The organism is Roseibium sp. (assembly GCF_048260565.1).
Taxonomy (GTDB): domain Bacteria; phylum Pseudomonadota; class Alphaproteobacteria; order Rhizobiales; family Stappiaceae; genus Roseibium.
In genome coordinates this window covers 222,178-247,481 of record NZ_JBLXGP010000001.1, presented here as the reverse complement: position 1 = coordinate 247,481, position 25,304 = coordinate 222,178, and the positions used below count along the sequence as shown (strand labels likewise).

Annotated in this window: 27 protein-coding genes; 9 read left to right on the top strand and 18 right to left on the bottom strand. The window is 60.2% G+C overall.

Annotated features, from left to right (window positions below):
- Positions 1 to 13 precede the first annotated feature (13 nt).
- Positions 14 to 754 (top strand): SDR family NAD(P)-dependent oxidoreductase, encoded by a 741-nt coding sequence (locus tag ACN0SO_RS01140; protein WP_417673655.1) that lies wholly within the window; start codon positions 14 to 16, stop codon positions 752 to 754.
- 170 nt (positions 755 to 924) lie between these two features.
- On the opposite strand, the gene ACN0SO_RS01135 is transcribed toward ACN0SO_RS01140, so the two are convergent.
- From ACN0SO_RS01135 to ACN0SO_RS01115, 5 genes are all read right to left on the bottom strand, one after another.
- Positions 925 to 1,716, bottom strand: a complete 792-nt coding sequence (locus tag ACN0SO_RS01135) for an inositol monophosphatase family protein (protein WP_417673653.1) — start codon at positions 1,714 to 1,716, stop codon at positions 925 to 927.
- Between the two features lie 99 nt (positions 1,717 to 1,815).
- A complete protein-coding gene (gene der / locus ACN0SO_RS01130; protein ID WP_417673651.1) occupies positions 1,816 to 3,249 on the bottom strand; it encodes a ribosome biogenesis GTPase Der in 1,434 nt (477 codons plus the stop codon).
- A gap of 73 nt (positions 3,250 to 3,322) precedes the next feature.
- Positions 3,323 to 4,648 (bottom strand): PQQ-binding-like beta-propeller repeat protein, encoded by a 1,326-nt coding sequence (locus ACN0SO_RS01125; protein WP_417673649.1) that lies wholly within the window; start codon positions 4,646 to 4,648, stop codon positions 3,323 to 3,325.
- 23 nt (positions 4,649 to 4,671) lie between these two features.
- Complete coding sequence (locus ACN0SO_RS01120; RefSeq protein ID WP_417673647.1) at positions 4,672 to 5,355, bottom strand: tetratricopeptide repeat protein; 684 nt, start codon at positions 5,353 to 5,355, stop codon at positions 4,672 to 4,674.
- Positions 5,356 to 5,535: 180 nt separating this feature from the next.
- Complete coding sequence (locus ACN0SO_RS01115) at positions 5,536 to 6,117, bottom strand: NnrU family protein (protein WP_417673645.1); 582 nt, start codon at positions 6,115 to 6,117, stop codon at positions 5,536 to 5,538.
- A gap of 316 nt (positions 6,118 to 6,433) precedes the next feature.
- Between ACN0SO_RS01115 and ACN0SO_RS01110 the strand changes: the two genes are divergently transcribed.
- The gene (locus ACN0SO_RS01110; protein ID WP_417673643.1) at positions 6,434 to 6,703 is read left to right on the top strand and encodes a PilZ domain-containing protein; all 270 of its coding nucleotides are present in this window, start codon (positions 6,434 to 6,436) and stop codon (positions 6,701 to 6,703) included.
- A gap of 71 nt (positions 6,704 to 6,774) precedes the next feature.
- Here ACN0SO_RS01110 and ACN0SO_RS01105 read toward each other — a convergent pair whose 3' ends face one another.
- The 4 genes from ACN0SO_RS01105 to ACN0SO_RS01090 all read right to left on the bottom strand — a co-directional run bounded on the left by ACN0SO_RS01105 (position 6,775) and on the right by ACN0SO_RS01090 (position 10,233).
- Complete coding sequence (locus tag ACN0SO_RS01105) at positions 6,775 to 8,007, bottom strand: glycosyltransferase family 87 protein (RefSeq protein ID WP_417673641.1); 1,233 nt, start codon at positions 8,005 to 8,007, stop codon at positions 6,775 to 6,777.
- 123 nt (positions 8,008 to 8,130) lie between these two features.
- The gene (locus ACN0SO_RS01100; protein ID WP_417673639.1) at positions 8,131 to 8,562 is read right to left on the bottom strand and encodes a Fur family transcriptional regulator; all 432 of its coding nucleotides are present in this window, start codon (positions 8,560 to 8,562) and stop codon (positions 8,131 to 8,133) included.
- Positions 8,559 to 9,386, bottom strand: coding sequence for a metal ABC transporter permease (locus ACN0SO_RS01095; protein WP_417673637.1), 828 nt, complete (start codon positions 9,384 to 9,386; stop codon positions 8,559 to 8,561). The genes ACN0SO_RS01100 and ACN0SO_RS01095 overlap by 4 nt, the downstream gene beginning before the upstream one ends.
- Positions 9,379 to 10,233: an ATP-binding cassette domain-containing protein gene (locus ACN0SO_RS01090; protein ID WP_417673635.1), complete on the bottom strand. Its 855-nt coding sequence runs from the start codon at positions 10,231 to 10,233 to the stop codon at positions 9,379 to 9,381. Before ACN0SO_RS01090 ends, ACN0SO_RS01095 begins: the two co-directional genes overlap by 8 nt.
- A 253-nt stretch (positions 10,234 to 10,486) precedes the next feature.
- On the opposite strand from ACN0SO_RS01090, the gene ACN0SO_RS01085 reads away from it, so the two are divergent.
- Positions 10,487 to 11,980: a BCCT family transporter gene (locus tag ACN0SO_RS01085; protein WP_417673633.1), complete on the top strand. Its 1,494-nt coding sequence runs from the start codon at positions 10,487 to 10,489 to the stop codon at positions 11,978 to 11,980.
- Between the two features lie 211 nt (positions 11,981 to 12,191).
- Here the strand turns inward: ACN0SO_RS01085 and ACN0SO_RS01080 are convergent, their stop codons facing one another.
- The 4 genes from ACN0SO_RS01080 to pcaQ all read right to left on the bottom strand — a co-directional run bounded on the left by ACN0SO_RS01080 (position 12,192) and on the right by pcaQ (position 16,315).
- Positions 12,192 to 13,580: a TRAP transporter large permease gene (locus ACN0SO_RS01080; RefSeq protein ID WP_417673631.1), complete on the bottom strand. Its 1,389-nt coding sequence runs from the start codon at positions 13,578 to 13,580 to the stop codon at positions 12,192 to 12,194.
- The gene (locus ACN0SO_RS01075; protein WP_417673629.1) at positions 13,573 to 14,070 is read right to left on the bottom strand and encodes a TRAP transporter small permease; all 498 of its coding nucleotides are present in this window, start codon (positions 14,068 to 14,070) and stop codon (positions 13,573 to 13,575) included. The genes ACN0SO_RS01080 and ACN0SO_RS01075 overlap by 8 nt, the downstream gene beginning before the upstream one ends.
- A 72-nt stretch (positions 14,071 to 14,142) precedes the next feature.
- Complete coding sequence (locus ACN0SO_RS01070; RefSeq protein WP_417673627.1) at positions 14,143 to 15,174, bottom strand: TRAP transporter substrate-binding protein; 1,032 nt, start codon at positions 15,172 to 15,174, stop codon at positions 14,143 to 14,145.
- A 214-nt stretch (positions 15,175 to 15,388) separates the two neighbouring features.
- Entirely contained in the window at positions 15,389 to 16,315 is a 927-nt protein-coding gene (gene pcaQ, locus ACN0SO_RS01065) for a pca operon transcription factor PcaQ (RefSeq protein WP_417673625.1), read from the bottom strand.
- A gap of 142 nt (positions 16,316 to 16,457) precedes the next feature.
- Between pcaQ and ACN0SO_RS01060 the strand changes: the two genes are divergently transcribed.
- The 5 genes from ACN0SO_RS01060 (at position 16,458) to pobA (ending at position 21,528) form a co-directional block, all read left to right on the top strand.
- On the top strand, positions 16,458 to 17,315 hold the full coding sequence (locus ACN0SO_RS01060; protein WP_417673623.1) for a CoA transferase subunit A: 858 nt from the start codon (positions 16,458 to 16,460) through the stop codon (positions 17,313 to 17,315).
- Positions 17,316 to 17,326: 11 nt separating this feature from the next.
- On the top strand, positions 17,327 to 18,097 hold the full coding sequence (locus ACN0SO_RS01055) for a CoA-transferase subunit beta (protein WP_417673621.1): 771 nt from the start codon (positions 17,327 to 17,329) through the stop codon (positions 18,095 to 18,097).
- 1 nt (position 18,098) lies between these two features.
- Entirely contained in the window at positions 18,099 to 19,304 is a 1,206-nt protein-coding gene (gene pcaF / locus ACN0SO_RS01050; RefSeq protein WP_417673619.1) for a 3-oxoadipyl-CoA thiolase, read from the top strand.
- 155 nt (positions 19,305 to 19,459) lie between these two features.
- Positions 19,460 to 20,104 (top strand): cytochrome c oxidase assembly factor Coa1 family protein, encoded by a 645-nt coding sequence (locus ACN0SO_RS01045; RefSeq protein WP_417673616.1) that lies wholly within the window; start codon positions 19,460 to 19,462, stop codon positions 20,102 to 20,104.
- Between the two features lie 251 nt (positions 20,105 to 20,355).
- Positions 20,356 to 21,528 carry a 4-hydroxybenzoate 3-monooxygenase gene (gene pobA / locus ACN0SO_RS01040; protein WP_417673614.1) on the top strand — a complete coding sequence of 391 codons (1,173 nt, stop codon included), beginning with the start codon at positions 20,356 to 20,358 and terminating at the stop codon, positions 21,526 to 21,528.
- Between the two features lie 44 nt (positions 21,529 to 21,572).
- Here pobA and ACN0SO_RS01035 read toward each other — a convergent pair whose 3' ends face one another.
- The 4 genes from ACN0SO_RS01035 to puuE form a co-directional block, all read right to left on the bottom strand.
- Positions 21,573 to 21,815, bottom strand: coding sequence for a hypothetical protein (locus ACN0SO_RS01035; protein WP_417673612.1), 243 nt, complete (start codon positions 21,813 to 21,815; stop codon positions 21,573 to 21,575).
- Positions 21,816 to 22,039: 224 nt separating this feature from the next.
- Positions 22,040 to 22,282 (bottom strand): hypothetical protein, encoded by a 243-nt coding sequence (locus ACN0SO_RS01030; protein ID WP_417673610.1) that lies wholly within the window; start codon positions 22,280 to 22,282, stop codon positions 22,040 to 22,042.
- 254 nt (positions 22,283 to 22,536) lie between these two features.
- Positions 22,537 to 23,406 carry a helix-turn-helix domain-containing protein gene (locus ACN0SO_RS01025; RefSeq protein ID WP_417673608.1) on the bottom strand — a complete coding sequence of 290 codons (870 nt, stop codon included), beginning with the start codon at positions 23,404 to 23,406 and terminating at the stop codon, positions 22,537 to 22,539.
- Between the two features lie 102 nt (positions 23,407 to 23,508).
- A complete protein-coding gene (gene puuE / locus ACN0SO_RS01020) occupies positions 23,509 to 24,426 on the bottom strand; it encodes an allantoinase PuuE (protein ID WP_417673606.1) in 918 nt (305 codons plus the stop codon).
- A 185-nt stretch (positions 24,427 to 24,611) separates the two neighbouring features.
- Here puuE and ACN0SO_RS01015 point away from each other — a divergent pair, with 185 nt between their 5' ends.
- Complete coding sequence (locus tag ACN0SO_RS01015) at positions 24,612 to 24,764, top strand: hypothetical protein (protein ID WP_417673604.1); 153 nt, start codon at positions 24,612 to 24,614, stop codon at positions 24,762 to 24,764.
- 21 nt (positions 24,765 to 24,785) lie between these two features.
- Here the strand turns inward: ACN0SO_RS01015 and ACN0SO_RS01010 are convergent, their stop codons facing one another.
- The gene (locus ACN0SO_RS01010; RefSeq protein WP_417673602.1) at positions 24,786 to 25,163 is read right to left on the bottom strand and encodes a hypothetical protein; all 378 of its coding nucleotides are present in this window, start codon (positions 25,161 to 25,163) and stop codon (positions 24,786 to 24,788) included.
- Positions 25,164 to 25,304 lie beyond the last annotated feature (141 nt).

Sequence of the window (25,304 nt, the reverse complement as noted above, 5' to 3'; positions counted from 1 at the left end):
GCAAGAGGCAGGCATGACGCAGGAATTCCAAGGCCGGGTCGCGGTCGTCACCGGGGCCTCGCGCGGCATCGGCTATCAGCTTGCCAAGGCGCTCGGCACGCGCGGGGCTCATGTGATCGCTCTGGCGCGCACCGTTGGCGGCCTGGAGGATCTCGACGACGAGATCAAGGCGGCAGGCGGCCAGGCCACGCTGGTTCCGGTCGACATCACCGATTTCGATGCGCTCGATCGTCTGGGGGCCGCGATCTACGAGCGCTGGAAGAAGCTCGACATCCTGGTCGGCAACGCCGGCAGTTTCAGCCTGCTGTCGCCGGTCGGACACATCGCCATCAAGGACTTCGACAATATGATGGCGACCAATGTCACCGCCAACTGGCGGCTGATCCGCTCGCTCGATCCGCTGCTGCGCCAGTCGGAAGCCGGACGGGCCCTGTTCCTGACCGATTCCCATGCCCATAGCTGCACGGCCTTCTGGGGCCAGCAGGCGGTTTCCAAGGCGGCTCTGGAAGCGCTGGTGCGCACCTATGCCAATGAGAGCCTGAAGACCAACCTGAAGATCAACCTGGCGGATCCCGGACCGGTCCGGACCGGCCTCCGGGCCAAGGCAATGCCCGGTGAAGACGTGAACACCCTGCCGAAGCCGGAAGACGTCGCGCCCGCGCTCCTGAAACTGCTCAGAGCCGATGTGACCGAAACGGGCAAGCTCTATCATCACTCCAGCGGCGAGATGCGGGACTTTCCGACGGCGGTCTAATCTGTCTGGAGCCAATCATTGGCCGGTTCTCGCGATCAAGATTGGTATGTGATTTTTGACGGTCATGCCGCTTGTCCCCTTCTCCCCCCTTGAGGGGGAGACGGGAGCAAGAGGAACCGTCGCGCCCTATAACCCTTGAAAATTAAACGCTATTCCTGTCCGCCACCGTCTCACTTCGCCGGCGCGAAAGCCTCGGCGGCGATGGCGTTCAGTTCGTCGAAGACACCGGGGGCGCCGACGATGATCCGGGCGCCGTTATGGAGCGCATCGTCGACGTCGAAGGGGGCGACAGCGTTTCCAGCCTCTTTCGCGATCAGGAGACCCGCCAGGCAGTCCCAGGCGTTCATATGGGCTTCCAGATAGCCGATCAGCCGCCCGGAAGCAGCATAGGCCAGCATCAGGCCGCCGGAGGCGTTGCGGAAGAACACGCCGCCCTTGTCGATCAGGGCGCTGATGCAGTTGATCGCATCGCTTGCAGCCGTACGCCCGTTGAAGCCGACGCCGACGGAGCCGACGGACAGGCTCGTCGTTGCGGACGCGGCAATCGGCTTGTCGTTGACGAAGGCCCCGCCGCCCAGCGACGCCTTGAAGGTTTCGCCGGAACAGGGATCGTGAATGACCCCGACAACGGTCTTTCCGTCGTGAACGCAGGCGATGATCACGCACCACTGCGGAATTGAGGTGACGAAATTGGCGGTGCCGTCGATCGGATCGATCACCCAGGTGTAGCCCGACGTTCCCTGTATCCGGCCATGTTCCTCGCCCAGGATCCCGTCCTCGGGATAGGCCTTTGCGATCTCGTCGCGCACCAGGGTTTCCACGTCCCGGTCCGCTTCCGACACCATGTCCTGATGGCCCTTGGCCGTTATGGTGAGCGTGTCCAGGCGACGGAAATAATCCAGGGCAAGAAGACCGGCTTTTTCGGCAAGCGCACAGGCAAAATCAAGACGTTCGGAAACCATCAAATGTCTCTTTCAAAGGGGCAAGACGGGCGAAAGGCGAGAGCAATCCCGGAACCGGGATTGCTTCCCGTCTAAATGATTTTTACGACGGAAAATTGACTACTGGATCTTGCGCTTTTTTTTCTTCGCCACGTAAGGGTTTTCGCCCTTGCGGTAGGAAAAGCGGATCGGGGTTCCCTGGATGTCGAAAGTCTGACGCAGGGAATTCACCAGATAGCGGGTATAGCTTTCCGGCAACTGTTCGGGCCGGGAACAGAAGGCCACGAAATGCGGCGGGCGTGTCTTTGCCTGGGTCAGGTAGCGCAGGCGGATGCGTCGGCCTGAGACGGCAGGAGGCGGATGGTTCGTCACCACCTTGTCGAGCCAACGGTTGAGCTTGGCCGTCGAAACGCGGGAATTCCAAGCCTCATAGGCATCGAATACGGCCTCGACCAGCCTGTCGATCCCCTGCCCCTGAATGCCGGCCAACGTAACGATCTTCACGCCGCGGATCTGGTTGAAATACCGCTCGTTGGCGTCACGGATTTTTTTCCAGGCCTCTTCCCGGTCCTCGATCAGGTCCCATTTGTTGATCGCGACCACCAGCGCCCGCCCCTCGCGCGCCACCAGATCGATGATCTGCAGGTCCTGCTTCTCGAAGGACATGGTCGCATCAAGCGTGATCACGACCACTTCGGCGAACTTGATGGCTCGAAGCGCGTCGGCGACGGACAGCTTTTCAAGCTTTTCCTGAACGCGTGCCTTGCGGCGGATTCCGGCGGTATCAAACAGCTTGATGTGATGGTCGTGCCATTGCCAGTCGACTGAGATGGAATCGCGTGTGATGCCGGCTTCCGGACCGGTCAGCATGCGGTCCTCACCAAGCATCTTGTTGATCAGTGTCGACTTCCCGGCATTCGGCCGGCCGACGATGGCAACACGCAAAGGGCGTTCCAGGGTGCCGACAGGGTCCTCCTCCTCGACGATTTCACCGTCCTCGTCGACTTCGACGCTATGGACGGCTTCCTCCTCGCGGGAAGCCTCTTCCTCTTCATTTATGCGGTCCACATAGGGCTTCAACGCATCGTAGAGATCGGCAAGGCCTTCGCCATGCTCGGCGGATATCGCGATCGGCTCTCCGAGACCCAGGGAATAGGACTCGTAAAGCCCGCTCTCCCCTGCCCTGCCTTCCGCCTTGTTGGCGAGCAGGATCACGGGTGTCGTCGTCTTGCGGGCCACTTCGGCGAAATGGGCGTCGAGCGGTGTGACGCCGGCACGGGCGTCGATCACGAACAGCACCGCATCGGCGGTGGCGATGGCCTCTTCCGTCTGCCGGCGCATGCGTCCTTCAAGACTGGCGCTGTCTGCATCCTCCAGCCCCGCCGTGTCGACGATGGTAAAGCGCAGATCGCCAAGCCGGGCCTCGCCCGGCCTGCGGTCGCGGGTTACGCCGGGCGTGTCGTCGACAAGCGCCAGGCGCTTGCCGACCAGGCGATTGAACAAGGTGGACTTGCCGACATTCGGCCGTCCGATAATGGCGACTGTAGCGCCCACGGGTTTTTCTCCTGACTTGCCGCAGGATGCCGGCCAGATCGCCCCCTTGATCAGGAGACGACCTGGCAGCGCATCAGTTGAAAGCGGCGACGGCTCTGTCGCCGTCCAATACGATCACGCGGCCGCCTGCGACGATCGGTGTTACGTAGACCTTGGTGTTCACGTCCTTGGTCAGAATGATCTGGCCGGATGCCGCGTCGACGGCTGCAAAACGCCCGTCGCTCGAAAAGGCAACCAGCGCTCCGCTCGCAAGGATCGGCCCGGCCCAGTTTCGGCGCCGTTTTTTCTTTTCCGGACGCGGCAGGACCGTGGACCAGAGGGTTTCCCCGGTCTTGCGGTCGAGAGCGACCATGCGGTCTTCCAGGTCCACCATGAACAATGCATTGCCGGACACGACCGGGGTGTGCACGCTGCCCAGATCAGTCCCCCAGATCCGGGTCCCGGTCTTCAATGAGGCGGCGACGGTCCGGCCGGCGACACCGGTCGCATAGACCGTATCGCCGGAGATGACCGGGCTTGCCGATACATCCGCCAGACCGGACAGGGCCTGTGTCCGGAAGCCTCGGGTCACACCGTCCGCCCATTGGGGCTCGCCCGACTTGATATCGAGCGACATGATTTCTCCGGAAGAGAACGGTACGACGACCTGATTGCCGGCAATTGCGGGATCGGCCGCGGACAGAATGCCACCGATTTCCTCAATGCCTTGATAGCTCCAGGCCTGCGAACCGTCTTCCAGCTTCAGGGCGATCACCTCGTTGGACTGGGTCACGACGACAAGATGCCCCTGGCCAACGGCCGGCGCCCCACGCGCGGGCGTGCTCAGATCCGCGGTCCAGAGGACCTGACCGGAGCCGGCATCCAGTGCCGCAACCTGCCGATAGGCGGTTGCCGCATAGACGCGACCGCCCGATACGGCGACACCGCCGCCCGGTGCGACATCGCGCTCACCTTCCGGCCTCAGGTTCTTGACCCACTGGCGCCCGCCATTGGTGGACAGCGCAACCACGTCACCGTTGGGCTTGTAAATAAAGATCCGTCCGCCCGCGCTGACCGGCCTTGCGGAAGCGCGCAGGGCATCCGTGGTCAGACCACCACCCGTCGCTCCGATATTCGACCTCCACACCCGTGCTCCGGTTACGGAGATCGCCTGGTTGCCCGGATCGTTGGCCAGGCCGCCACCTGCTGAGGGCCATTCCTGACCGCCGGACGCGGGGCCGACAGAAGCCGGCCTGGCGGTGGCAACGGTTGCCGGATCCGCGCCGTCAAACACGGGCTGGCGTTCGCCGGAAAGCTTTTTTTCCCTGCTGAACGGGTTGATCGACCCTGCCAAATCTGAAACGCCGCCACAACCTGCAAGCAGCACGGACAGGGCCAATACGCCGCAAAAGCCGCGCATTCCAGAATCAATACGGAGTGACCTCACTGTGCCGCCTCGCCTTTCTCGGAAGGTGCATCGCCATACTTGGCGCGAATAACATCATTGAGCAGACCAACCCGGCGCGAAACATCGGCGGGCGTCTCCTGATCCGCGTCCAGATCAGAGATCCAGCGGCGGGCGGTTTCAATGTCCCCGCTCTTCCAGGCGCTGAGTGCCAGGATTTCACGCGCGGCGGCCCGGAAAGCACTGTCCGCACCGGACAGCCCTTCCACCCGATCTGCGATGGCGGAGTACTCTTCCGTATCGACTGCCAGAAAGGCGGCCCGGAGCGCCGCAATGTCGCGCAGGGATTCGGGCACCGCGCTGTCGCGGCTCAACGCATCGAACGCGGCCACGGCCTCAGTGATGTTTCCGGCATTGGCCAGATCGGTCGCTGAACGCATTTGCGCAAGCGCGGGATAGCCACCGGTCGCGTCATCGAGCTTCGCGAACATCTTTTCGGCTTCGTCATAGTTGCCGGCTTCGGACAGGCTTACGGCCTCAATAAAGGTATCCCCGGCCTGTTGCGAATTTTGTTCCTGCCAGTACAGCCAGCCGCGATAGCCTCCGGTGCCGACGACGATAAGGACAGCAACCCCGATGACCCAGGGACCGAAGCGATCCCAAAGCCGACGGTATTTCTCGTGGCGGATGTCTTCATCGACTTCGCGAAAAATGTCGGACATGCGTGTCTTATTCCTGCGCTTGCTGCAACCATCTCACCCTGACGGGCGCGCGTCACACTATCTTCTTCATTCCGTACGGGCAAACCGGTACAGCGTTTCTTTTTAACGGTTTAATGGCGCAAGTGAGGCAAAGAAGGCCTGCTCCGCCGGAAAAGGTTCAAACCGTCGAATTTCCCGTGATTATGTCAATGGAACGCCAATGACAAGCGCATGGCCTTTCCAAACAAACAGCCCGTAGACGGCCAGTCCCGCCACAAGGGCGAAAATGTCGGCCCCGCGGCCCTTCCCGGCAATCTCCACGGAGAATGGCGTACCCGGATCCCCACGCCGTTTGACCGATATCCGGTCGGCGACCGCCCAGATCAGAAAACCGCCGAAGAGCAGGACAGATGCCAGGTCGCCGTTGGCGAGAAGGTGGGCAAAGGCCCACAGTTTTACCGCAACCAGCATGGGATGGCGGGAGATCTTCCTGATTTGGCCGGGAACATAGGTAGCGATCAGGAGCACGAATACGGGAAGCATAAGCAGCATCGTCACATGGCGTGTCCATGACGGCGGATCGTAGAGAATGGGACTTCCATCCATGCTCGCCTGTCCGTATCCGATGACGATCAGCACCAGACCGATAGCGGAAACCACTGAGAACAGCCCGCGATAAGGCAAGGCCCCCAAACGGGCCACCAGGGCAGTTCGGGCGCCAGAAAAAATCGGCAGGGAATGAGCCCCCAAGAAGACAAGCAGTCCGAGAACAAGCAATGCCATGCCTTTACCTCTCCAGTGTTCTTCTGAAATTTCCCGACCCGGCCGACGCCGGGCATCATTCAGCACTCAGGACCGAGGAATATTCCCGACAAATACTCCCGAGCGATTTCAATGACCGCAATACATCATCAGGCATACACTCGCAACATGCCACGAATAATACATCCGCATTCATATCCATATATTCATCGATTTATCGTCTTTATCAATACTTACCTCTATTACGACTTCTTAGTGTTCAGTGTTCCGAAAGTTCCGAAAACCCTTTTTTCAGGAATTCAGGCGATAGTATCCTATACAAAAGCCGGGGCAGGTAATGAAGCAGGACAACCGAGCAGAGACACGCATGCGAACCTTGAAGGCGGGACGGATTGTCTACGACCGGCTGTCGCGCGTGTTCGATTGCACCATCCGTAACGCGAGCGAAGCCGGGGCATTGCTGCTCGTTCCCAGTACAACGGGCATACCGTCGGAATTCCTGCTCTATATGGATTCCGATCAGAAAAGACGGCCGGCCGAAGTGGTCTGGCGCCAGGATGACCGGATCGGCATCCGCTTCACCGGACCGGCGGAGAACATCGTCTAGCGTGGACGGTCATTGAGATCCAATCCGCCTGGCAGACGATCAGTGCTTTCCAGCCCCAGCCTCCGGAACTTTCAGCCGTCGCGCGCTGTCTCCATCCTGTCCTGCCGGGCCACGAACACGATTGCCAGCGCCAGAGTGGCGCAGATGGTAGCGTAGACAAACACCGAATAGGCCGTGGCATAATTGGGATAGATGTTGAAAAACAGCATCGCCAGGGCCGGCTGCATCCAGACCAGGCCGGCGATGGCCTGCATCGACACCGGCCAGCGCGGCATGGCCAGCAGCATGAACAACAGCCCGGCACAGATCAGCGACCAGCTGTAATAGAGGAATGAGGAAGCCACGGCCGCGGAGGCCAGGAGCATCACCCCGATCCTGGCTTCCCGGCTCCACCGCCTTGGCAGAAACAGGACCACTCCGGCACTTGCCGCCATGGCGATCATCTGGATCGTGCTGCGCAGGCCGTCCGACCCGCCGAGCTTGCCGATCGTTGCCTGAAGGCTCAGGCTGCCGGGGGTGACGCCAAGGGCGTATTTCTTGAAGTCCGGATCGGAGAAGATCCCGAAAAAGGCCGGCCAGGCCTCCCAACCGAAGGCCAGAACCGATGCGGCCACCAGAAAGACCGTCCCGATGGCCGCCACCGCAAAACACCGATAGGCCCCGGAATTCAGCAGGAAAAAGGGAACCAGCCAGCCGTATTGCGGCTTGACGGTCGCAACCGCCAGAGCAAGGCCAGCAAGAACCGGTCTGCGGTCCGCGTATTGGAGTGCGAAGACGATGAGAGCCACCATCACGACGGATATGTTCATCCGCAGCAACGTGTAGTGCAGGCCCGCGGACAGGGAGAAGAGGAGGATCATTTCCGCGGGTTGACGGGCGAACAGAGGGATCAGAAGAAGGGATGCCAGGATCAGAACCCCGGTCGCCGCCTTGACTTCGCCATAGCTGAAGGACGCCATCTGATAGGCAAACAGCAGAAAATGCGGCGGGTTGACGAAGATCAGGTGGCTCTGGGTGTCCGACAGGCCGGGACGGAACACGGCCGGATCATAGGCTTCGACCGCCCTGCCCTCCTGTGCGAGCTCGGAAGCGCGGTAGAAGGCATCCAGGTCCTCCCGCTCCGACTGCGTGACGGACTGCGGGAACGTCCAGAGCTGGTCCCATTGCTTTGCCACGAAGTAGACATTGCAGAAGGCCGCCAGGATCACCGCGCACAGGAAGAGCGGGCCGCCAAGAGACGCCCTGCGCGATGAGGAACGCGGTCCGGGCCGGCAAGCGAAGACGGAAGTCTGATCCTGAGACAAGTGATTGCCGCACAATTGAAAAACAATGCGGTACTTATCCCAGATAATAATTTCGAAACTCTAAAAAGCACTCCGGTTGAACAGCACTCGGGACATCCCCTGCGCGTGCGGCACCCGTTCACACTAGGCGGCCGTCCTGCAATCCCTGCAGGTACCCCGTAGTTCAATGGTCGTTCGTGACGGAGAAAAGCCGGTGGTGTCGGCCCATGCCTGAAGACATTCGACAGCCTTTTCGGGGGTAAATTCATCAACTCCGCCGCATGTCTCGCAGATGGCGAAGGCAGCGGTCTCATTATTCCCACAGCCCGGATGACTGCAGGCCACAAAGGCGTTCAGGCTTTCCAGACGATGCACGATCCCGAACTCCACCAGCTTGTCCAGGGCCCTGTAGACCTGCAGCGGTGCCTTGAAGCCTTCTGAACGCAAGGCATCAAGGATCGCATAGGCCGTCATCGGCCCCGCCTCTGAGGACAGGGTATCGAATACAAGCCCCTGATTGCGCGTCAGTTTGGGAAGATCGTGCGCTGTATGCGAACCGACATGCGTGCTGCTCATGAGCGTCCTCCTGAGATCTTACTTTGCCGCCTGGTGCCCAGATAACGCACAGGCAACAGGCTCAGTATGAAAAGAACCATCGCCGCAACCACAATCGACGGGCCGGACGGCGTGTCCCATTGCAGCGAACCGAAAAGCCCGGCCACGACGGCAACAGAGCCGATGAGCGCCGCCAGCCCAGCCATCTGCTCCGGTCCGGAGGCCAGCTGACGCGCGGCGGCGGGCGGAATGATCAGAAGTGCGGTGATCAGCAGGACGCCGACGATCTTCATGGCGATCGCGATGACGGCGGCAAGAAGCAGGGTGAAGACAAGGTTCGCCCTCTCCGTCCCGATGCCCTCGGCTGCCGCGAGTTCCGGACTGACAGTGGCTGCGAACAAGGCATTCCAGATAACGCACAGGCCGGCGAACACAACCGCACCGCCAAGATAGATGATCGCGATATCCGACCTTGAGACCGCCAGAATATCGCCGAAAAGCAAACCGATCAGGTCCATGCGCACCCACGTCATGAAGGCAAGGCAGACCAGACCGATCGCCAGCGAGGAGTGCGCCAGAAGCCCGAGAAGCGCATCCGAAGACAGCCCTTCGCGCCGGCGCAGGACCATCAGCAACAGAGATAGCGCGACGCAGACCGCGAAAACGGCCAGCATGGTGTTGATTTCAAGCAGCAGGGACAGGGCCACGCCCAGCAGGGCCGCGTGCGACAGCGTATCGCCGAAATAGGCCATGCGGCGCCAGACGATGAAACAGCCGAGCGGACCGGCCACCAGGGCAACACCGATGCCGGCGACAAGCGCACGGGTGAAAAAGTCATCAAGCATCGTGTACACCCTGTGCCTTCCTGTCCGCCTCATGCGGGGTAAGGGAATGCGCGTGCCCATCGTGACCCGGGCAATGATCGCACAGGGTGCCGTCCTCGTGCCGAACCCGGCCATCAGGCAAATGCACGTGGTCGTGGTGATGCTCGTAGACGGCGAGCGCGCTGTCCGCACGATGGCCGAAGAGTTTGATGTAAGCCTCGCTTTTCGACACATCGCTCGGCGTGCCCCGGCAACAGACGTGGCCGTTCAGACAAATCACCTGATCGGTTGCCGCCATCACGACATGAAGATCATGGGAAATCATCAGGATGCCACACCCGAGCCGATCGCGGATTTCCGATATCAGATCGTAGATCGCGATTTCACCGGAGTAGTCGACCCCCTGGACCGGCTCGTCAAGCACGAGGAGATCGGGCTTGCGGGCGATGGCGCGCGCCAAAAGCACCCGCTGCATTTCGCCACCGGACAAATGGCGCACCTCCTGATCCATCAGGTGGGTGGTGGAGGTTTCCTGCAGTGCTTCCGAAATTTCTCCGACGGACAGCTTGCTGGTGAGCCGCATGAACCGCTTGACCGTCAATGGCAGCGTCCAGTCGATCATCACTTTCTGAGGCACATAACCGACCCGCAGGCCCGGCCGTTGCCTGGCGCTGCCGTCGGAGGGTTTCAGAATGCCAAGCGCCATCTTGGCCGTTGTCGATTTGCCGGATCCGTTCGGCCCGATCAGGGTGACGATCTCTCGAGGCGCCACCGACAGATCGACGCCGCGAACCAGCCAGTCGCCATTACGCTGAATACCTGCTTGTTCAAGCCTGACCAGCGGCGGGACGTTTGCGGATGCGTCCATGAAATCTTTCCGGTGCTGATGGACGGATTCGCCCATGCGCATGTTATATTATTACACATATAGGCAATCGATGGGACCTTGGCAATCGTACTGACAAAAGGTTCATCTGGCGTGATTTCACCTATTGCACCGGCGCGAAAGGCATCTAAAGCCTGGTCCCGGTTGGATCACAGCCCGAACCCCTGTTAGGAATTCAAAGAGGTCGGCTGCAACCTCGAAACCAATCCGGATCCTATCTGCGAGGCCTGACGTCATGGATGGAAAGTCCCCGAGACCTCTGCTGATCGTTGCATTGGCGATCAGTGCTGCGATCGCCGTATGGGGTATCATCGATCCACAGCAGCTTGGCAGTCTTGCCGCCTCGGCAGTGACAAGCCAGTTCGACAGCCGCGGCTGGTTCATCATGCTTGAAGCGAGCGGACTGCTATTCGTCGCCCTTTACCTTGCTTTCTCACGCTTCGGCAGTATCCGACTGGGCCCGGAGGGCTCAGAACCCGAATTCTCGACCCCGGCCTGGATCGCCATGCTCTTTGCCGCGGGAATGGGAGTCGGCTTGCTGTTTTATGGCACCGCCGAACCACTGACCCACTTCGATGAGCTCAAGCAGTTTTCACCCGCTCCTCAGGCCGCTGCGCATGCGCTCTTCGTCACCTATCTGAACTGGGGCTTTCATGCATGGGCGATCTACGCAATGGTCGGCCTCATCATCGCCTATTTCGCGTTTCGCCGCCAACGCACCCTTCTGCTCAGCGCTCCCTTGACGGATGCTCTGGGCGAAACCCGCTGGACCCTCGCGGCGGGGTGGCTGTTCGATCTGCTGTCGATCGTCGCGATCGCGGTAGGGCTTGCCGGTTCGCTCGCGATGGGTGTTTTCCAGGTTCAGACCGGACTGGCCGGTTTGCTTGGCATCACGGATCCCGGCACGTTGACCCTGCCGGTCTTCGTCGCGATGTGCATCGCCTTCATCATTCCGCTTCGGCGCGATCTCGGCGAGGGCATGGCCAAACTCTCCAACACGGCCATGCTGATCGCGATCGGCCTGATGGTCTATCTGCTGATCCTCGGGCCCACGTCCTACCTCATGAACGGCATTGTCTCCGGCTTCGGCCGCTACCTGTTCGGAGTGCTGCCGGCCGGCTTCTCGACCGCCGAGTTCTTTGACCAGGAAGTCGTCGACTGGTTCCAAAGCTGGACGCTCAACTACATGATCTGGTGGCTCGCCTGGTCGCCCTTTGTCGGCATCTTCATCGCCCGGATCTCCCGTGGACGGACCATCCGCGAATTCCTCGCGGGTGTCATCATCGCGCCGACACTGTTCTCGATCCTTTGGTTCGGGGTGTTTGGCGGTCTGGGGGTCTTCGATGCGCTTCGCCAGGATGGCGCGTTGTCCATCGTGAACCGGGAGAACCTGGATGCCACAACCTTCGCACTGCTGGAGCGCTTCCCTCTCGATAGTCTGACCCGGGCGGCAACCGTGATTGCCGCGTTTCTTTTCGTGGTCACCAGCGTCGTCAGTGCCGGATTTACGCTCGCCGTGATCGGGACAGGCGGCAATGAAGATCCCTCCCCCCGAATTCGCACGATCTGGGGCGCCATTCTCGGCGCGCTGGGGCTAGCCATGGTATTCGTGGGAGACATTGGGCTGGTGCGTTCGATCATTGCGCTGTCAGCCACCGCCTTCGTGTTTATCGTGCCCGTTCTCGTTCTTTGCCTGCTCCGGCGACTGCGGCAGGAGACCTACATATGAGCAACGAGCTGCTCGACACGTTTATGAATATCACCGTGTTTGCCTATATCGGCCTTCTCATCTGGCTCGCCCTTCGGCCGGACCCGTGATCGGCAACAAAGCCGGGCATTCTTGTGCACCGGAGACTTGAGAAGCAGCACCTGAGGCCCAAAAGAAAGGGGCCGCAACATCATTGCGGCCCCTTCCGTCTTTTCACAGGCGGTTACGGTGGCTACCCCAATAGTCTGGGCAGGAACATCACGATGCCCGGCACTGCCGCCAGCAGGATGACCCGGATGATTTCCACGCCGAAGAACGGCAGCACGCCACGGAAGGTTTCCATCATGGGCACGTTCTTGGCGAGCGCGTTGATGATGAACACGTTCAGCCCTACCGGTGGCGTGATCAGTCCTAACTCGACCACTATAAGTGTCAGGATACCGAACCAGATTTTCAGGTCTTCGGCCCCCATGCCGAAGGTCGCCGTCGCAGCGGTGGCATAGTCGCCGCCGTTCAGGTCGACCATCACCGGCCAGAAGAACGGCACCACGACGAGGATCATGGCGAGCGAATCCATGAAGCAGCCGAGGATCACGAAGATGATCAGCATGATCGCCAGCACCATGTAGGGATCGAGCCCGCTGTTTCCGGCCCATGCGGACATGGTCGAAGGCAGGTTGGCACGGGTGAAGAAGCCTTTCAGCACTTCGGCGCCGAACAGGATGAAATAGATCATGCCGCTGGTCTTGGCCGTTTCCAGCAACGACGAGCCCACGCCCGTGATGGTCAGGCCTTCCTTGCCGAACAGGCGCATGCCGAAGCCGTAGACCAGGATCGCGAACACGCCGACGCCGGCGGCGGGGGTCGGTGTGAACAGACCGATGCCCAACCCCAGAATGATCGACCCGAAGATGATGATCACAGGGATCAGGCGGATCAATGCCTGGTGCTTTTCCTCACGGGTCATGGTCTGCGTCGTCGGAGCCAGACTCGGATTGATGCGCACCAGGATGGCAATGACCGCGATGAAGAAGACGACCGCGATGAGACCCGGAATAATGGCCGCGCGGAACATCTCGATGATCGAGCCTTCGACGATGACCGCATAGATCACGAGCGCGACGGACGGTGGAATGAGAATACCGAGCGTGCCGCCGGCTGCCAGCGCCCCTGTCGACAGACGGGGCGAGTAGTTCAACTTGTCAAGCTCGGGCAAAGCGACGCGGCCCATGGTCGATGCGGTTGCCAGCGAAGAGCCGCACACAGCGCCGAAGCCGGCGCAGGCGCCGATCGCGGACATGGCAAGCCCACCCCGGAACCGTCCCATCAGGGCCGCCATCCCTCTGAACAGGTCACGGCTGAGATTGGCCTGGCTTGCCAGGAACCCCATCAGGACGAACAACGGTATGACCGACAGGTCGTAGTTGGCCATATTGCCCCAAAGCAGCGACTTGAACTGCTTCATGTAGGGGCCGAAACGAATGAAGGAGGCTTCCAGAGAAAGGATATATGTGCCGCCGATACCGACGAGCAGCATCGTCAGGCCCACAGGCATCCGCAGGGCCAGCAAGATGAACAGCACGACCAGTCCGGCGATGCCGATAAATTCCAATTCACCCATGGGATTTGCCTCCGAGGACCTGACCCAAAGCGACCAGGGACCAAAGGACCATGGAAACAACACCGGGGAAATACCATGGCCATTCCAGCCAACCGAGTACGGCGGTCATGGTGTTGTCGCCCCGCGTTTCGAGCATTCCCTGCCACAAGTAAAATGCAAGCCCGGCGGCGACCACGACGGTGAGAGCCTGCCAGAGATGATCCAGGATTTTCTGCAGCCATTGCGGGAATGACTGTACGAACAGGTCAACCGCCACATGGCCTTTTTTCAATTGCGTATAGGGGAAGAAGCTCAGGGCAGCGGCACTGATCGCCAACCTCACGAAATCCTCATAACCGGGAAGCGCCGGCACATAGATACCGAACGGCTTCAAGGCGAAATCCAGCGTGAACGCCCCGACGTTCACGGCCGTGACAAGTACGATGATGACCGCGAGCACGCCCCCCAGGAGTGCCCACAGCGTCACGACCCGCTGCAACAATGAGTACATTTCCTTGCCCTTTTAAAAAAGCGAACGGCGCTCGCTGCGCCGTTCGCCATCTTGATTGTTGTTATTGGACCCTTAGTCCTTGACGTCCATCACAGCAGCACGTGCGGCTTCGACCATGCTAGCGCCATCCATGCCATTGCTGTCGGCTTCGGCGATCCACTTGTCGACGACCGGCTGCATCTTGTCGGTAAAGGCCTTGTACTCGTCGTCGGTCAGGGTGATCAGCTCGCTGTTTTCTTCAATGAGCTTCTTACCGCCGGCTTCGGAATCATCCCAGACCTGTCCGTAGATCGCGGCGATATTTCCCATGGAATGATCGTCGATGACCTTCTTCAGATCGTCCGGAAGGCTGTTGTAGCGATCCATGTTCATGCCGATCATGAAGGTGGACGTGCCGAAACGAAGGCTGTTCGGACCCTCGGTCGTGTGATTGGTCAGTTCCTGCAGCTTCAGCGGGGCGACGATTTCAAACGGCACCAGAGCACCGGCGACCACACCCTTGGACAATGCCTGCGGCAGGTCCGGAACCGGCATACCGACCGGCTCGGCGCCCAGGGCTTCGATGATCCAGCCGCCGGTACGCGACGGCGTGCGTATCTTCAGACCTTCCAGGTCAGCCGGCGACTTCACCGCCGTGTCGACCATGTGGAACACCTGACCGCCATGAACGTGAAGCAGGATCGGCTTGATGTCCTTGAAGTCGTCCTTGATCAGGTCCCAGGAATTGGCCATCGCGACCGTGGTCTGCTTGGCGGACCCGCGGTGAATCGTCGGAAGTTCGAAGACCTCGGTCCGCGGAAACACGCCCGGGGTATAGCCCAGAACGGTCCAGACAATATCGACGACACCGTCACGGGCCTGACGATAGAGCTCGGGCGGCTTGCCGCCCAGAGACATGGCCGGATAAATCTCGACCTTGATGCGTCCGTTGGACGCTTCCTCGACGCTCTTCGCCCAGGGCTCCAGCATCTTGGTTTGCGCCGGCGCTTTCGGACCAAGCAGATGATGCAGGGTCAGGGTGACTTCCGGCTCCTGCGCGCTGACGGTTCCCGTCAGCATTGTTGCGGCTATAAAACCTACGGCCGCAGATAGTATACGTTTCATACTAAACCTCCCAGTAGTGTGCACAGTATGATCCAGTCCTAATCGTGACATGCATTGTCAAGATTACTCAGACCTTTATCACATGTCTCCAATGGCTATTCCATATCCTTAATCTTGTAAAATGAGCTTTTCTTAATCCGGCATAAGCCTTGGTTATAGGAGACATTCGGCATGCGATCCAAAACCGATCGAGTCCCCACCTGAAAACCGTCCATTACAGCTGCATGGATTTCTCTTCGGCCGAGGCTCTCAAAGCGCTTTGGAACATCAGCAATGCCGGGGTGGGCGCCACGTTCGCACGCGTTGTCAGGCCGACCGGCCCTGTTGTTTCAATCGTCTCCACGGGCAATTCCACGAGATCACCTGCGGCAATATCACGCGAGATAACCCCACTGGATATGACCCAGATCGCATCGGTTTCGAGGGTGTAGGTGCGTCCGAAGATATTGGAAATGGTCTCCACGCGCCGTGGCAGGTGCGTCACGCCATGGGCAAGCAGCAGCCGTTCCACATACGGGCGGATAACCGCTTCTTTCGTCGGATAAAGAACTGGATAGTCGGCGATCCGGCGAAGGTCCGGTTTTTCTTCCAAAAGGAGCGGATGTTCTTTGCGCACGGCAAAGGAAACACTTTCCGAATAAAGATGAGCGAATGCGAGGCCTGCCATCTGCGCCGGGTCGGCAAGACGACCGACCACCAGATCGAGCTCCCCTGCCCGCAGCTGGCTTAAAAGAAATGTGTTCGGCGCGGTAATCAGGGTCAGTGTCGTTTCCATGTTTTCGGCCTGGAACGCGCGGACCGCATCCGGCACGATCCGGGCGGCCACGCTCGGCAGCACTCCGACATTCAAATAGGATTCCCCGGACATCCGCGCCTGGGCGACGCTATCCAAGCCCTGCTTGAGCGCCGCCAGGCTGGCCCCCGCGTAGTGGAAGAACACCTCGCCGAACTGGGTCAGGGTCACGCCTTTGCGGCTGCGTTCGAACAGACGCACTTTCAGAATGTCTTCCAGTTCCTTCAGGGTCTTGGAAACGGCCGGCTGGGTGATCGCAAGAGCGTCCGCAGCCTTCACCAGGCTGCGCTTGCGAGCGACCTCCATGAAGCACTGGACATGCCGGTATTTCACGCGGGTGTCGATCAAGTTAACATTCCTACTGGTTATTCTAATTGCTTAATTTCTCATTTTACATAACCTAATCGACAGATAAATATGCGGCCAAAATTCAATGCGGCCAAGTCACCGGAAAGACGCCAGCCGCCAAAACACGCCGGGAGAAGGAACAATGGCGAAATTCCAGGCTTTGGCCGAAGCCGTTGCCGACAACATCAGCGACGGCGACAGCGTCGCGTTTGAAGGCTTCACCCACCTGATCCCCCATGCGGTCGCCCATGAGGTCATCCGGCAAGGCCGCAGGGATCTGACCGTCATGCGCATGACGCCGGACATCATCTACGATCAGCTGATCGGCATGGGCTGTGTGAAGAAGATGATCTTCTCCTTCGCCGGCAATCCGGGCGTCGGACTGCTGCGCCGCTTCCGGGATTCGCTGGAAAACGGCTGGCCGCTGCAGGTCGAGATCGAGGAACACAGCCACGCGGCCATGGCTAACGCCTATGAAGCCGGCGCCGCCGGCTTGCCCTGCGCCGTCTTTCGCGGCTACCGCGGTGCAGAGCTGACCCGGGTCAACCCGAACATCAAGTTCATCAAGTGCCCCTTCACGGGGGAGGAGCTCGCCGCCGTCCCTTCGCTTCGGCCCGATGTCGCCGTCATCCACGCGCAAAAGGCAAATGCCAAGGGAGATGTGTTCATGGAAGGCATCACCGGTGTTCAGAAGGAAGCGGTGCTGGCAGCCAAACGGTCGATCGTGACCGTGGAGGAAGTGGTCGACGACTTCGGCGCCATTTCGCCGAATGCGACCGTGCTGCCGTCGTGGACCGTCACCTCGGTGGTGAAAGTTCCTGGCGGCGCGCATCCGTCCTACACGCAGAGCTACTATGGCCGCGACAACGCAGCCTATATCGAGTGGGACAAAGTCTCCTCGGACCGCGACAGCTTTACCGCCTGGATGGAGGAAAACGTCCTGAAACAGGGCCCGGAGGTCTTTGCAACCCGCGTCGCCCACCTGAAAAACGCAGGCTGAGGAAAGCGGACATGACAGATTTTACGCCAAGCGAAATGATGACCGTAGCCGCGGCCCGCGCCCTCAAGAACGACGATGTGTGTTTCGTCGGCATCGGCGCACCGTCGGCGGCCTGCAACCTGGCACGCCTCACTCATGCACCGGATATCACCCTCATCTATGAAAGCGGAACAATCGGCACCGCGCCGGACGTGTTGCCGCTTTCCATCGGCGACGGCGAATTGTGCAAGACGGCACTGACCACCGTCTCCGTGCCGGAGATGTTCCGCTACTGGCTTCAGGGCGGGCGGATTACCGTCGGATTTCTCGGCGGCGCCCAGCTCGACCGGTTCGGCAATATCAACACCACGGTGGTCGGCGACTACGACAAACCGAAGGTCCGACTGCCCGGCGGCGGCGGAGCTCCCGAAATCGCCATTTCCTGCGGTGAAATCTTCATCACCATGAAGCAGTCACTGCGGGGCTTCGTTGAAAAGCTTGACTTTGTCACCTCCCTCGGCCACGGCAAGGGCGGCAACGACCGCGCGGCCCATGGTGTCACCACCAAGGGCCCGACCCGACTGATTACGGATCTGGCAATGTGGGAGCCGGATCCGGAAACGAAGGAGTTCACGGTTACGTCCCTGCATCCGGGCGTGACACGCGACCGGATTCGGGAAACCGTCGGTTGGAAAGCCAAATTCGCCGAAGACGTCGGGGAAACCCCTGCGCCTGACGCTTTAGAACTGGAGGTTCTCCGGGACCTCCATGCCCGTACCAAGGCAGCCCACGAAGGAAAATAGAATGCAACGCGCCTTTATCTGCGATTATGTCCGCACCCCGATCGGCCGCTATGGCGGCGCCCTGTCCGGCGTTCGCGCCGACGATCTCGGCGCCATCCCGATCGAAGCCCTGATGGAACGCAACGCCGATGTGGACTGGGCCGCAGTCGACGATGTCTATTACGGCTGCGCCAACCAGGCCGGCGAGGACAACCGCAACGTCGCCCGCATGTCCGCTCTGCTCGCCGGCCTTCCCGACGCCGTGCCGGGTGCGACCATCAACCGGCTGTGCGGTTCCGGCATGGATGCGATCATCACCGCGGCGCGCGCCATTGCCGCCGGCCAGGCGGACCTCATCATTGCCGGTGGCGTGGAAAGCATGTCCCGCGCGCCTTTCGTCATGCCGAAGGCGGAAACCGCGTTCAGCCGCTCCAATGCGGTCTATGACACGACCATCGGCTGGCGCTTCGTCAATCCGCTGATGAAGAAGCAGTACGGCATCGATTCCATGCCGGAAACGGCGGAAAACGTCGCCGAGGATTTCAAGATCTCGCGCGAGGACCAGGACGCCTTTGCCGTGCGCAGCCAGCAGCGCGCCGCCAGGGCGCAGGCCGAAGGCCGGTTTGCCAAGGAGATCGTGCCGGTCACGATCCCTCAGCGGAAAGGCGACCCGATCATTGTCGATCAGGATGAACACATCCGCGACGATACCACGATCGAAGCGCTCGCGAAGCTCCGGGCGCCGTTCCGCGAAGGCGGGTCGGTGACAGCCGGCAACGCGTCGGGTGTCAACGACGGCTCCGCCGCCCTGATCATTGCCTCCGAGGCGGCCATCGAGAAATACGGCCTCAACCCGATTGCCCGGGTTATCGGCGGCGCGACCGCCGGTGTCGCTCCGCGCATCATGGGCATGGGCCCGGCTCCTGCGACCCGCAAGCTGTGTGCCCGCCTCGGGATCGCGCCGAAGGATTTCGACGTCATCGAACTCAACGAAGCCTTTGCCGCCCAGGGCCTTGCGGTTCTGCGCGATCTCGGCCTTGCCGATGACGGCGAACACGTCAACCCGAACGGCGGCGCGATTGCGCTCGGCCATCCGCTTGGCGCATCGGGCGCCCGGATTGCCGGCACCGCGGCCATGGAAATGAAGATGCGCGGCGGCAAGCTTGCGCTTGCGACCATGTGCATCGGCGTCGGCCAGGGCATCGCGATCGCCCTGGAAGCCGTCTGACCGATAGCCATCGTCCTTCTCGACGGCGGGCTTGACCCGCCGTCGATACTGCCCCTGCCCCGGCAGATAGAACTACCCGTCCGCGCCAGCACTTGCCGGGCCGGCAATTAGAGCCCAAGCTGCGCTCTTTCCATCAGAAGCAGCGGACCCATTGCATGACCAGCCAGCCTCTCAACCAGCCGCCCGAGATCCCGCCGGAGCTGGACCGGTGGAACTGGGGCGCGTTTCTGCTCAACTGGATCTGGGGAATCGGCAACAGCGTCTTCATCGCGCTGCTGATGTTTATCCCGCTGGTCAACCTGGCGATGATTTTCGTCCTCGGCGCTCGCGGAAGCCGCTGGGCCTGGCGAAACCGCGCCTGGCGGGACTCGGAGCATTTCCGCAGCACCCAGAGAAAATGGGCGATTGCCGGCGTGATCATTTGGATCGCCACGATCGGACTCGGCGGCGGTATAGTCGCAGGTCTTCCCGCGATCATGAAAAGCAGCGACGCCTATGCAATGACAATGGCGGCCGTCCGCAACGATTCTGCGGTCGAAGGCGCGCTTGGCAGCGATATCGAATCCGGCTTCTGGATTAACGGCAACGTCAACGTACAGAGCGGCGGAACCGGATCGGCCTACCTCAACTTTTCACTTACCGGCAGCAAGGGGTCCGGGCGGGCCATCTCCCATTCCAAGCGCATCAACGGCATCTGGGATCTGCGTGTGCTCGTGGTCTATCCGGAAGGAACGACCGTTCCCATTGTCCTGGAAAACAAGGACCATGTCTCGATCCCCGGCGCGCCGGAGGATCTGTAACTTCCCTCCTGATAAACCGGAGTCGGATCAAGGGTCTGGGCCACATTCCTGAGATCCTGATTCCGCAGCTTCAGAAACTGATTCAAGACGCACAGCGCAATCGGAGCGCCATACCTCCGGGACAAACGGCAATAGGCCCGTGATGAAAATGTCCAAGCATTCGTTCGGATCGTCCATTTCGTTGCTCTTCGTCATGCGTAGAATCCGCGGCAATCAAAATAGGCTGATGATGTACTTAAGGAGGGAACATCATGCGCACCCAGGTTGCCATTATCGGAGCCGGTCCGTCCGGGCTGCTTCTGTCCCAGCTTCTTCACCTTGCCGGCATCGATTGCGTCGTCCTCGAACAGCGTTCGGCGGACTACGTCCTGTCGCGGATTCGCGCGGGCGTGCTGGAACAGGGCATGGTCGACATGCTCGACAAGGCCGGCGTTTCGGAACGCATGTTCAAGGAAGGCCTGCCCCACGACGGGGTCAACATGTCGGTCGGCGACACCCGGCTGCGCATCGACCTGAAAGGCCTGACCGGTGGCAAGACCGTGATGGTCTATGGCCAGACGGAAGTCACCAAGGACCTGATGGACGCCCATACGGCCCGCGATGCCAAGGTGATCTACGAGGCCGAGGACGTCACCCCGATCGACTTCGATACCGACACGCCGCGCGTCACCTACGAGAAGGATGGCGTCACCCGCGAAATCGCTTGCGATTTCATCTGCGGCTGCGACGGCTATCACGGTATCTCCCGCGCCTCCGTGCCCCGGGACGCCATCACGGAATTCGAAAAGGTCTATCCGATCGGCTGGCTCGGCATCCTGTCCTACGTCAAGCCGGTGAACCACGAGCTCATCTACGCCAACCATGACAACGGCTTTGCGCTCGCCTCCATGCGTTCGCACACCCTGAGCCGTTATTACATCCAGGTGCCCGTCGACACGGACATCAACGCCTGGCCCGACGATGCGATCTGGGACGAACTGAAAATCCGGCTCGGCGAAGAGGCCGCCGCCAACATGGAAACCGGGCCGTCCATCGAAAAGAGCATCGCGCCCTTGCGCAGCTTCGTCGCCGAACCGCTGCGCTTCGGCCGGCTGATGCTGGCGGGCGACGCAGGCCACATCGTGCCGCCCACCGGTGCCAAGGGTCTCAACCTGGCAGCTTCCGACATCTACTACCTGTCGAATGCACTGATCGAATTCTACGGCGAGAAGTCCATGGCCGGCGTGGACGACTACTCTCAGAAGGCGCTGGCGCGCATCTGGAAGGCGGAGCGCTTCTCCTGGTGGATGACCATGCTCCTGCACAAGTTCCCGGATCTGGGCGCGTTCAACGCGAAGATGCAGCAGACCGACATGGATTACCTGGCAAGCTCCCACGCCGCCCAGGTGAGCCTGGCGGAAAACTACGTCGGCCTGCCCTTCTGACCTTTAGGAAACAAACTTCCCGGCTGCCGCACACCGGCAGCCGGCTAGTCGCCCAGCTCCGGCCGGCCTGCCAGACCGCAGTAGCCGTGATGCTCGAATGCCTCGTCCCCGCCCTTTACATGGGAATAGATGAAAGGACGCCAGGCCATGCATTTCGACCCGATGCAATGCTGGTAGAGATGTTCCGCGTCAAAACCCGATGATTTGGTATTGAACAGACGGTTGTTGCCCTCAACCCGTACGAACGGGCACCACATCTTTTTCGCTTCTTCTTCCGTAACCCGCATGTCCGCTCCTTGTGCTGCAGACCTCCGCGGGTCTGCGCCAATAGGCCAGAGTTCAAGCGGAATAATTGACGGCAATTATATAATTTTTCTTTGCTTCATATCCGCGCAAGGTCAATAAAGAAGCTGTCTCTATTTCTCATCGGTATTATTGCCAATGTTTACGACCAACATCGAGTAATCCTTGCCGTTCAACGGTTCGAATACAGATTGGACGAAACGCGACATCAGGCCCGCGGCGCTTCCGATGCGTTTGTTCTTGCCGGCGCGGACGGCTCTTCCTGCACACGAACGTGCCGGTCCCGTCTTTTCCTGGCGTTTTCCATAGCGTCACTGACTTTTTCCAGGAGTGTGGTCGGCAGACGGACCGACTTCACGAACAGGTCGACCGTTTCATCGGCCATCGTCCGAAGGCGGGAGTTGTGCACGTAGTCTTCCAAGGCCTCATTTACCGCAACCAGATCGCGCACAGCAGGCCGGAGCTTCCTTTCGAACGCCACGGGGTCATTGGCGACAGAAACTGCGAAACCTATAAAAAAGGCCGCAAATACATAGACATGAAAATAAGCCCCTGGAAACCGCATCGCTCTTCACCTCAACCCTTAACAGGAAGTTAACATATCTGAGGTTGTATTTTCAGCAGCAGGCGGACTCAACCCTAAATAGCCAATTCAATTAAATTCCCTGATAGTAACGTTAATTGCGCGCCCTGCTCGGGACCACCTCAGGTCTTTTGCCGGTTACGGAATTCCTGAGGACTTTCGCCGGCTTCCTTGCGAAATACCCGCGAGAAATAGGCCGGGTCATCGAAACCCAGATCATAGGCGATCTCGGAAACCGGCAGGGATGAGAATGCGAGCTGGCGCTTGGCCTCGAGAACGATCCGGTCCCTGATCGACTGGGCGGCGGTGCGGTCGGTAAACAGGCGGCAATACCGGTTCAAGCGAGCCACCGGCATACCCATTTCCGATGCGTAGAATTCCGGCGTCCGTTCGCTGCGGAAATGAGCGTCGACCAGGGCTCTGAAGCGGAATAGCGAAAAGCCGGGCGCCGCATCAATCTCGCCACCTTCCGCGATGCCGGCAAACATGCGCGCCAGCATCAGGGTCATCAGCGGTCGGAAAACCAGGCGCCGGCGTTTCCCGCTTTCGAATTCTTCCGCCATTTCCCGCAGATAGCTGCAGATTTTCAGGCGATCTTCACCCGACGGCACGACCAGATGATTGCTTTCGCCCTGGCCGGCCAGAAGCCGGTCGAGATCGCGGCCGTCGTCGGACCCTGTCAGATAATCGTGGGTAAAGGACACCACGTAGCCCTGGGTGTCGGGCGTGAATTCCCAGCCATGCACCACGCCAGGCGGCGTAAAGACGATCGTGTCCGGTGCGATGCGACGCTCTCCCGCTTCATCGGTCAACCGTCCTTCGCCGGAGGTGATCATCAGACACTGGAACAGATGGATGTGACTGTGGGCATCGAGCGACCAGCCAAGCGGGGCCGAACGAGCCCGGATCGTCTCGATGTGAAAGAAATCGAAGTCGTCGGCCTGGTCGTTTTCACCGTAGAGGTGATAACGCGGAACGGGTGCTGTCTGCATATGTCATTGTCGCAAACAGCACCCTGTCAAGGCAACTGTCTGCCGCTCCTTTCGGGGCCGCATTTGCCGGATTTCGACAAGTCGCGGGTCCAAAACCGTCCCTTATCCGCGTGCGTGATGGGCGTGCCAATGCCAGGCGATGTCGATCCGCCGTGGGAGCCAGACCTTGTCATGGGAGGTGACATAGTCGAGGAACCGCGCCAGCGCGGCCGCCCTGCCCGGCCGGCCGACCAGACGACAATGCAGGCCGATGTTCAGCATCTTCGGGGTCCCGGCCTCTCCTTCCGCATAAAGCACGTCAAAGGCATCCTTGAGATAGGCGAAGAACTGGTCGCCGGAATTGAAGCCCTGTGCGGCAGCAAAGCGCATGTCGTTCGAATCGAGCGTATAGGGAATGACCAGATGATCGCCTTCCGGGCCATCCACCCAATAGGGGAGATCATCGGCGTAGCTGTCGGAATCATAGAGGAAGCCGCCCTCCTCCATCACAAGCTTCTGGGTCTGCATCGAGCAGCGACCCGTATACCAGCCAAGCGGACGCGACCCGGTCACTTCCTCATGGATGCGGATCGCCTCGCGCATATGTTCGCGCTCAAGCTCTTCCGGCAGATCGGCATATTCGATCCATTTCAGGCCGTGGGAGGCGATTTCCCAGTCGGCTTCCTTCATCGCCGCCACGGCTTCGGGATTTCGTGCAAGGGCGGTCGCGACCCCATAGACAGTGACCGGGATGGAGCGGCCGGTGAACATACGCCAAAGCCGCCAGAAACCGGCGCGTGAGCCGTATTCGTAGATGGATTCCATGTTCCAGTGGCGTTTGCCGGGCCACGGCTGGGCGCCGACGATTTCCGAGAGAAAAGCCTCGGAGGCGGCGTCTCCGTGGAGAATGTTGTTCTCCCCCCCTTCTTCGTAGTTGATCACGAACTGAACCGCGACATTCGCGCCACCGGGCCATTTCGGGTCCGGCGTGGTGCGCCCGTAGCCGATCATGTCGCGCGGATAGGAGGAGGAGGAGGTCATATCCTTGAAATCCCTATTGAAACCTTCTGCGCACCAAACCTCAAGCGATACGCCCGTGCAAGAGGGAGATTTAAAATCCTCGTGATTCCTGCCGATAGCTCAAATTTTACCTGTCCGGTTTGCCTCGGTTTAGAACCTTGACTGGTAAGTCGGCGACCGAAGTACAGATATCGAGGATTTTACGTATGCAGCTCGCTTCCGCCGGTTTTCTCTGCCTGTTCGCGGCAGCGGCCATGACGCTGTTGATCAATCAGAAAGTCATCGATGCGGAAGCCGCCGAAGGGCATTTCGCAAAACCTGTTGTGGAATATCCCGTCCAGCCGGAACGGGCCGGCTGACCACCCGGTCTTCGCCCCCGGTTAACGGTTCGGCCGGACCGGAACGGAAACAGGGGTCAGGTTTTCGCGCGGAGCCAACAACGCGCTGACGGCCTTGAACTTCGGCCCCTTCCGATTGCGGTCGTCATCCTGCGGTTTCAGCATCATGACCGCCGAGCCCATGACCACCGAACACAAGGTAATGATCAGGCCGCATGCCAGCATGACGATCGGAAGAACCGGGTTGTCCGAAGCCATGACCAGGGTTCGCAGGTTTCCGATGTTCGCCCAGAACAGGCCCGCCAGCACCAGGGCGGAGATGCCCAGCCCGATCACGCCATTGATCGCAAGCAGGCGAAACAGCGGGTTTTCCGGCAGATAACCGGACAGGATCGAACCCCGGGTTTTCTTGCTGGCCATCGACGCGCCTCCTCTACAGGACCTGCCGGGCAGTTTCCGGCGGTAATTCGCTTGATCCGGGCATCAAAAACCAGTTTCCATTCCCAGTAAAGCTGACAAGTTTTCGCACCCACCATATTTTTCCTGTCAAAAGCTTGCCAT

Excerpts from the sequence above, each read along its gene's own strand:
- ACN0SO_RS01045 (WP_417673616.1), top strand. The coding sequence starts at position 19,460 with ATGACCAGCCAGCCTCTCAACCAGCCGCCCGAGATCCCGCCGGAGCTG.
- ACN0SO_RS01135 (WP_417673653.1), bottom strand. The coding sequence starts at position 1,716 with ATGGTTTCCGAACGTCTTGATTTTGCCTGTGCGCTTGCCGAAAAAGCC.
- pobA (WP_417673614.1), top strand. The coding sequence starts at position 20,356 with ATGCGCACCCAGGTTGCCATTATCGGAGCCGGTCCGTCCGGGCTGCTT.
- ACN0SO_RS01035 (WP_417673612.1), bottom strand. The coding sequence starts at position 21,815 with ATGCGGGTTACGGAAGAAGAAGCGAAAAAGATGTGGTGCCCGTTCGTA.
- ACN0SO_RS01055 (WP_417673621.1), top strand. The coding sequence starts at position 17,327 with ATGACAGATTTTACGCCAAGCGAAATGATGACCGTAGCCGCGGCCCGC.
- ACN0SO_RS01115 (WP_417673645.1), bottom strand. The coding sequence starts at position 6,117 with ATGGCATTGCTTGTTCTCGGACTGCTTGTCTTCTTGGGGGCTCATTCC.
- ACN0SO_RS01090 (WP_417673635.1), bottom strand. The coding sequence starts at position 10,233 with ATGGACGCATCCGCAAACGTCCCGCCGCTGGTCAGGCTTGAACAAGCA.
- puuE (WP_417673606.1), bottom strand. The coding sequence starts at position 24,426 with ATGACCTCCTCCTCCTCCTATCCGCGCGACATGATCGGCTACGGGCGC.
- pcaF (WP_417673619.1), top strand. The coding sequence starts at position 18,099 with ATGCAACGCGCCTTTATCTGCGATTATGTCCGCACCCCGATCGGCCGC.
- ACN0SO_RS01015 (WP_417673604.1), top strand. The coding sequence starts at position 24,612 with ATGCAGCTCGCTTCCGCCGGTTTTCTCTGCCTGTTCGCGGCAGCGGCC.
- ACN0SO_RS01095 (WP_417673637.1), bottom strand. The coding sequence starts at position 9,386 with ATGCTTGATGACTTTTTCACCCGTGCGCTTGTCGCCGGCATCGGTGTT.
- ACN0SO_RS01080 (WP_417673631.1), bottom strand. The coding sequence starts at position 13,580 with ATGGGTGAATTGGAATTTATCGGCATCGCCGGACTGGTCGTGCTGTTC.
- ACN0SO_RS01010 (WP_417673602.1), bottom strand. The coding sequence starts at position 25,163 with ATGGCCAGCAAGAAAACCCGGGGTTCGATCCTGTCCGGTTATCTGCCG.
- ACN0SO_RS01120 (WP_417673647.1), bottom strand. The coding sequence starts at position 5,355 with ATGTCCGACATTTTTCGCGAAGTCGATGAAGACATCCGCCACGAGAAA.
- ACN0SO_RS01110 (WP_417673643.1), top strand. The coding sequence starts at position 6,434 with ATGAAGCAGGACAACCGAGCAGAGACACGCATGCGAACCTTGAAGGCG.
- ACN0SO_RS01025 (WP_417673608.1), bottom strand. The coding sequence starts at position 23,406 with ATGCAGACAGCACCCGTTCCGCGTTATCACCTCTACGGTGAAAACGAC.
- ACN0SO_RS01140 (WP_417673655.1), top strand. The coding sequence starts at position 14 with ATGACGCAGGAATTCCAAGGCCGGGTCGCGGTCGTCACCGGGGCCTCG.
- ACN0SO_RS01070 (WP_417673627.1), bottom strand. The coding sequence starts at position 15,174 with ATGAAACGTATACTATCTGCGGCCGTAGGTTTTATAGCCGCAACAATG.
- ACN0SO_RS01085 (WP_417673633.1), top strand. The coding sequence starts at position 10,487 with ATGGATGGAAAGTCCCCGAGACCTCTGCTGATCGTTGCATTGGCGATC.
- ACN0SO_RS01060 (WP_417673623.1), top strand. The coding sequence starts at position 16,458 with ATGGCGAAATTCCAGGCTTTGGCCGAAGCCGTTGCCGACAACATCAGC.
- ACN0SO_RS01100 (WP_417673639.1), bottom strand. The coding sequence starts at position 8,562 with ATGAGCAGCACGCATGTCGGTTCGCATACAGCGCACGATCTTCCCAAA.
- ACN0SO_RS01075 (WP_417673629.1), bottom strand. The coding sequence starts at position 14,070 with ATGTACTCATTGTTGCAGCGGGTCGTGACGCTGTGGGCACTCCTGGGG.
- ACN0SO_RS01125 (WP_417673649.1), bottom strand. The coding sequence starts at position 4,648 with ATGCGCGGCTTTTGCGGCGTATTGGCCCTGTCCGTGCTGCTTGCAGGT.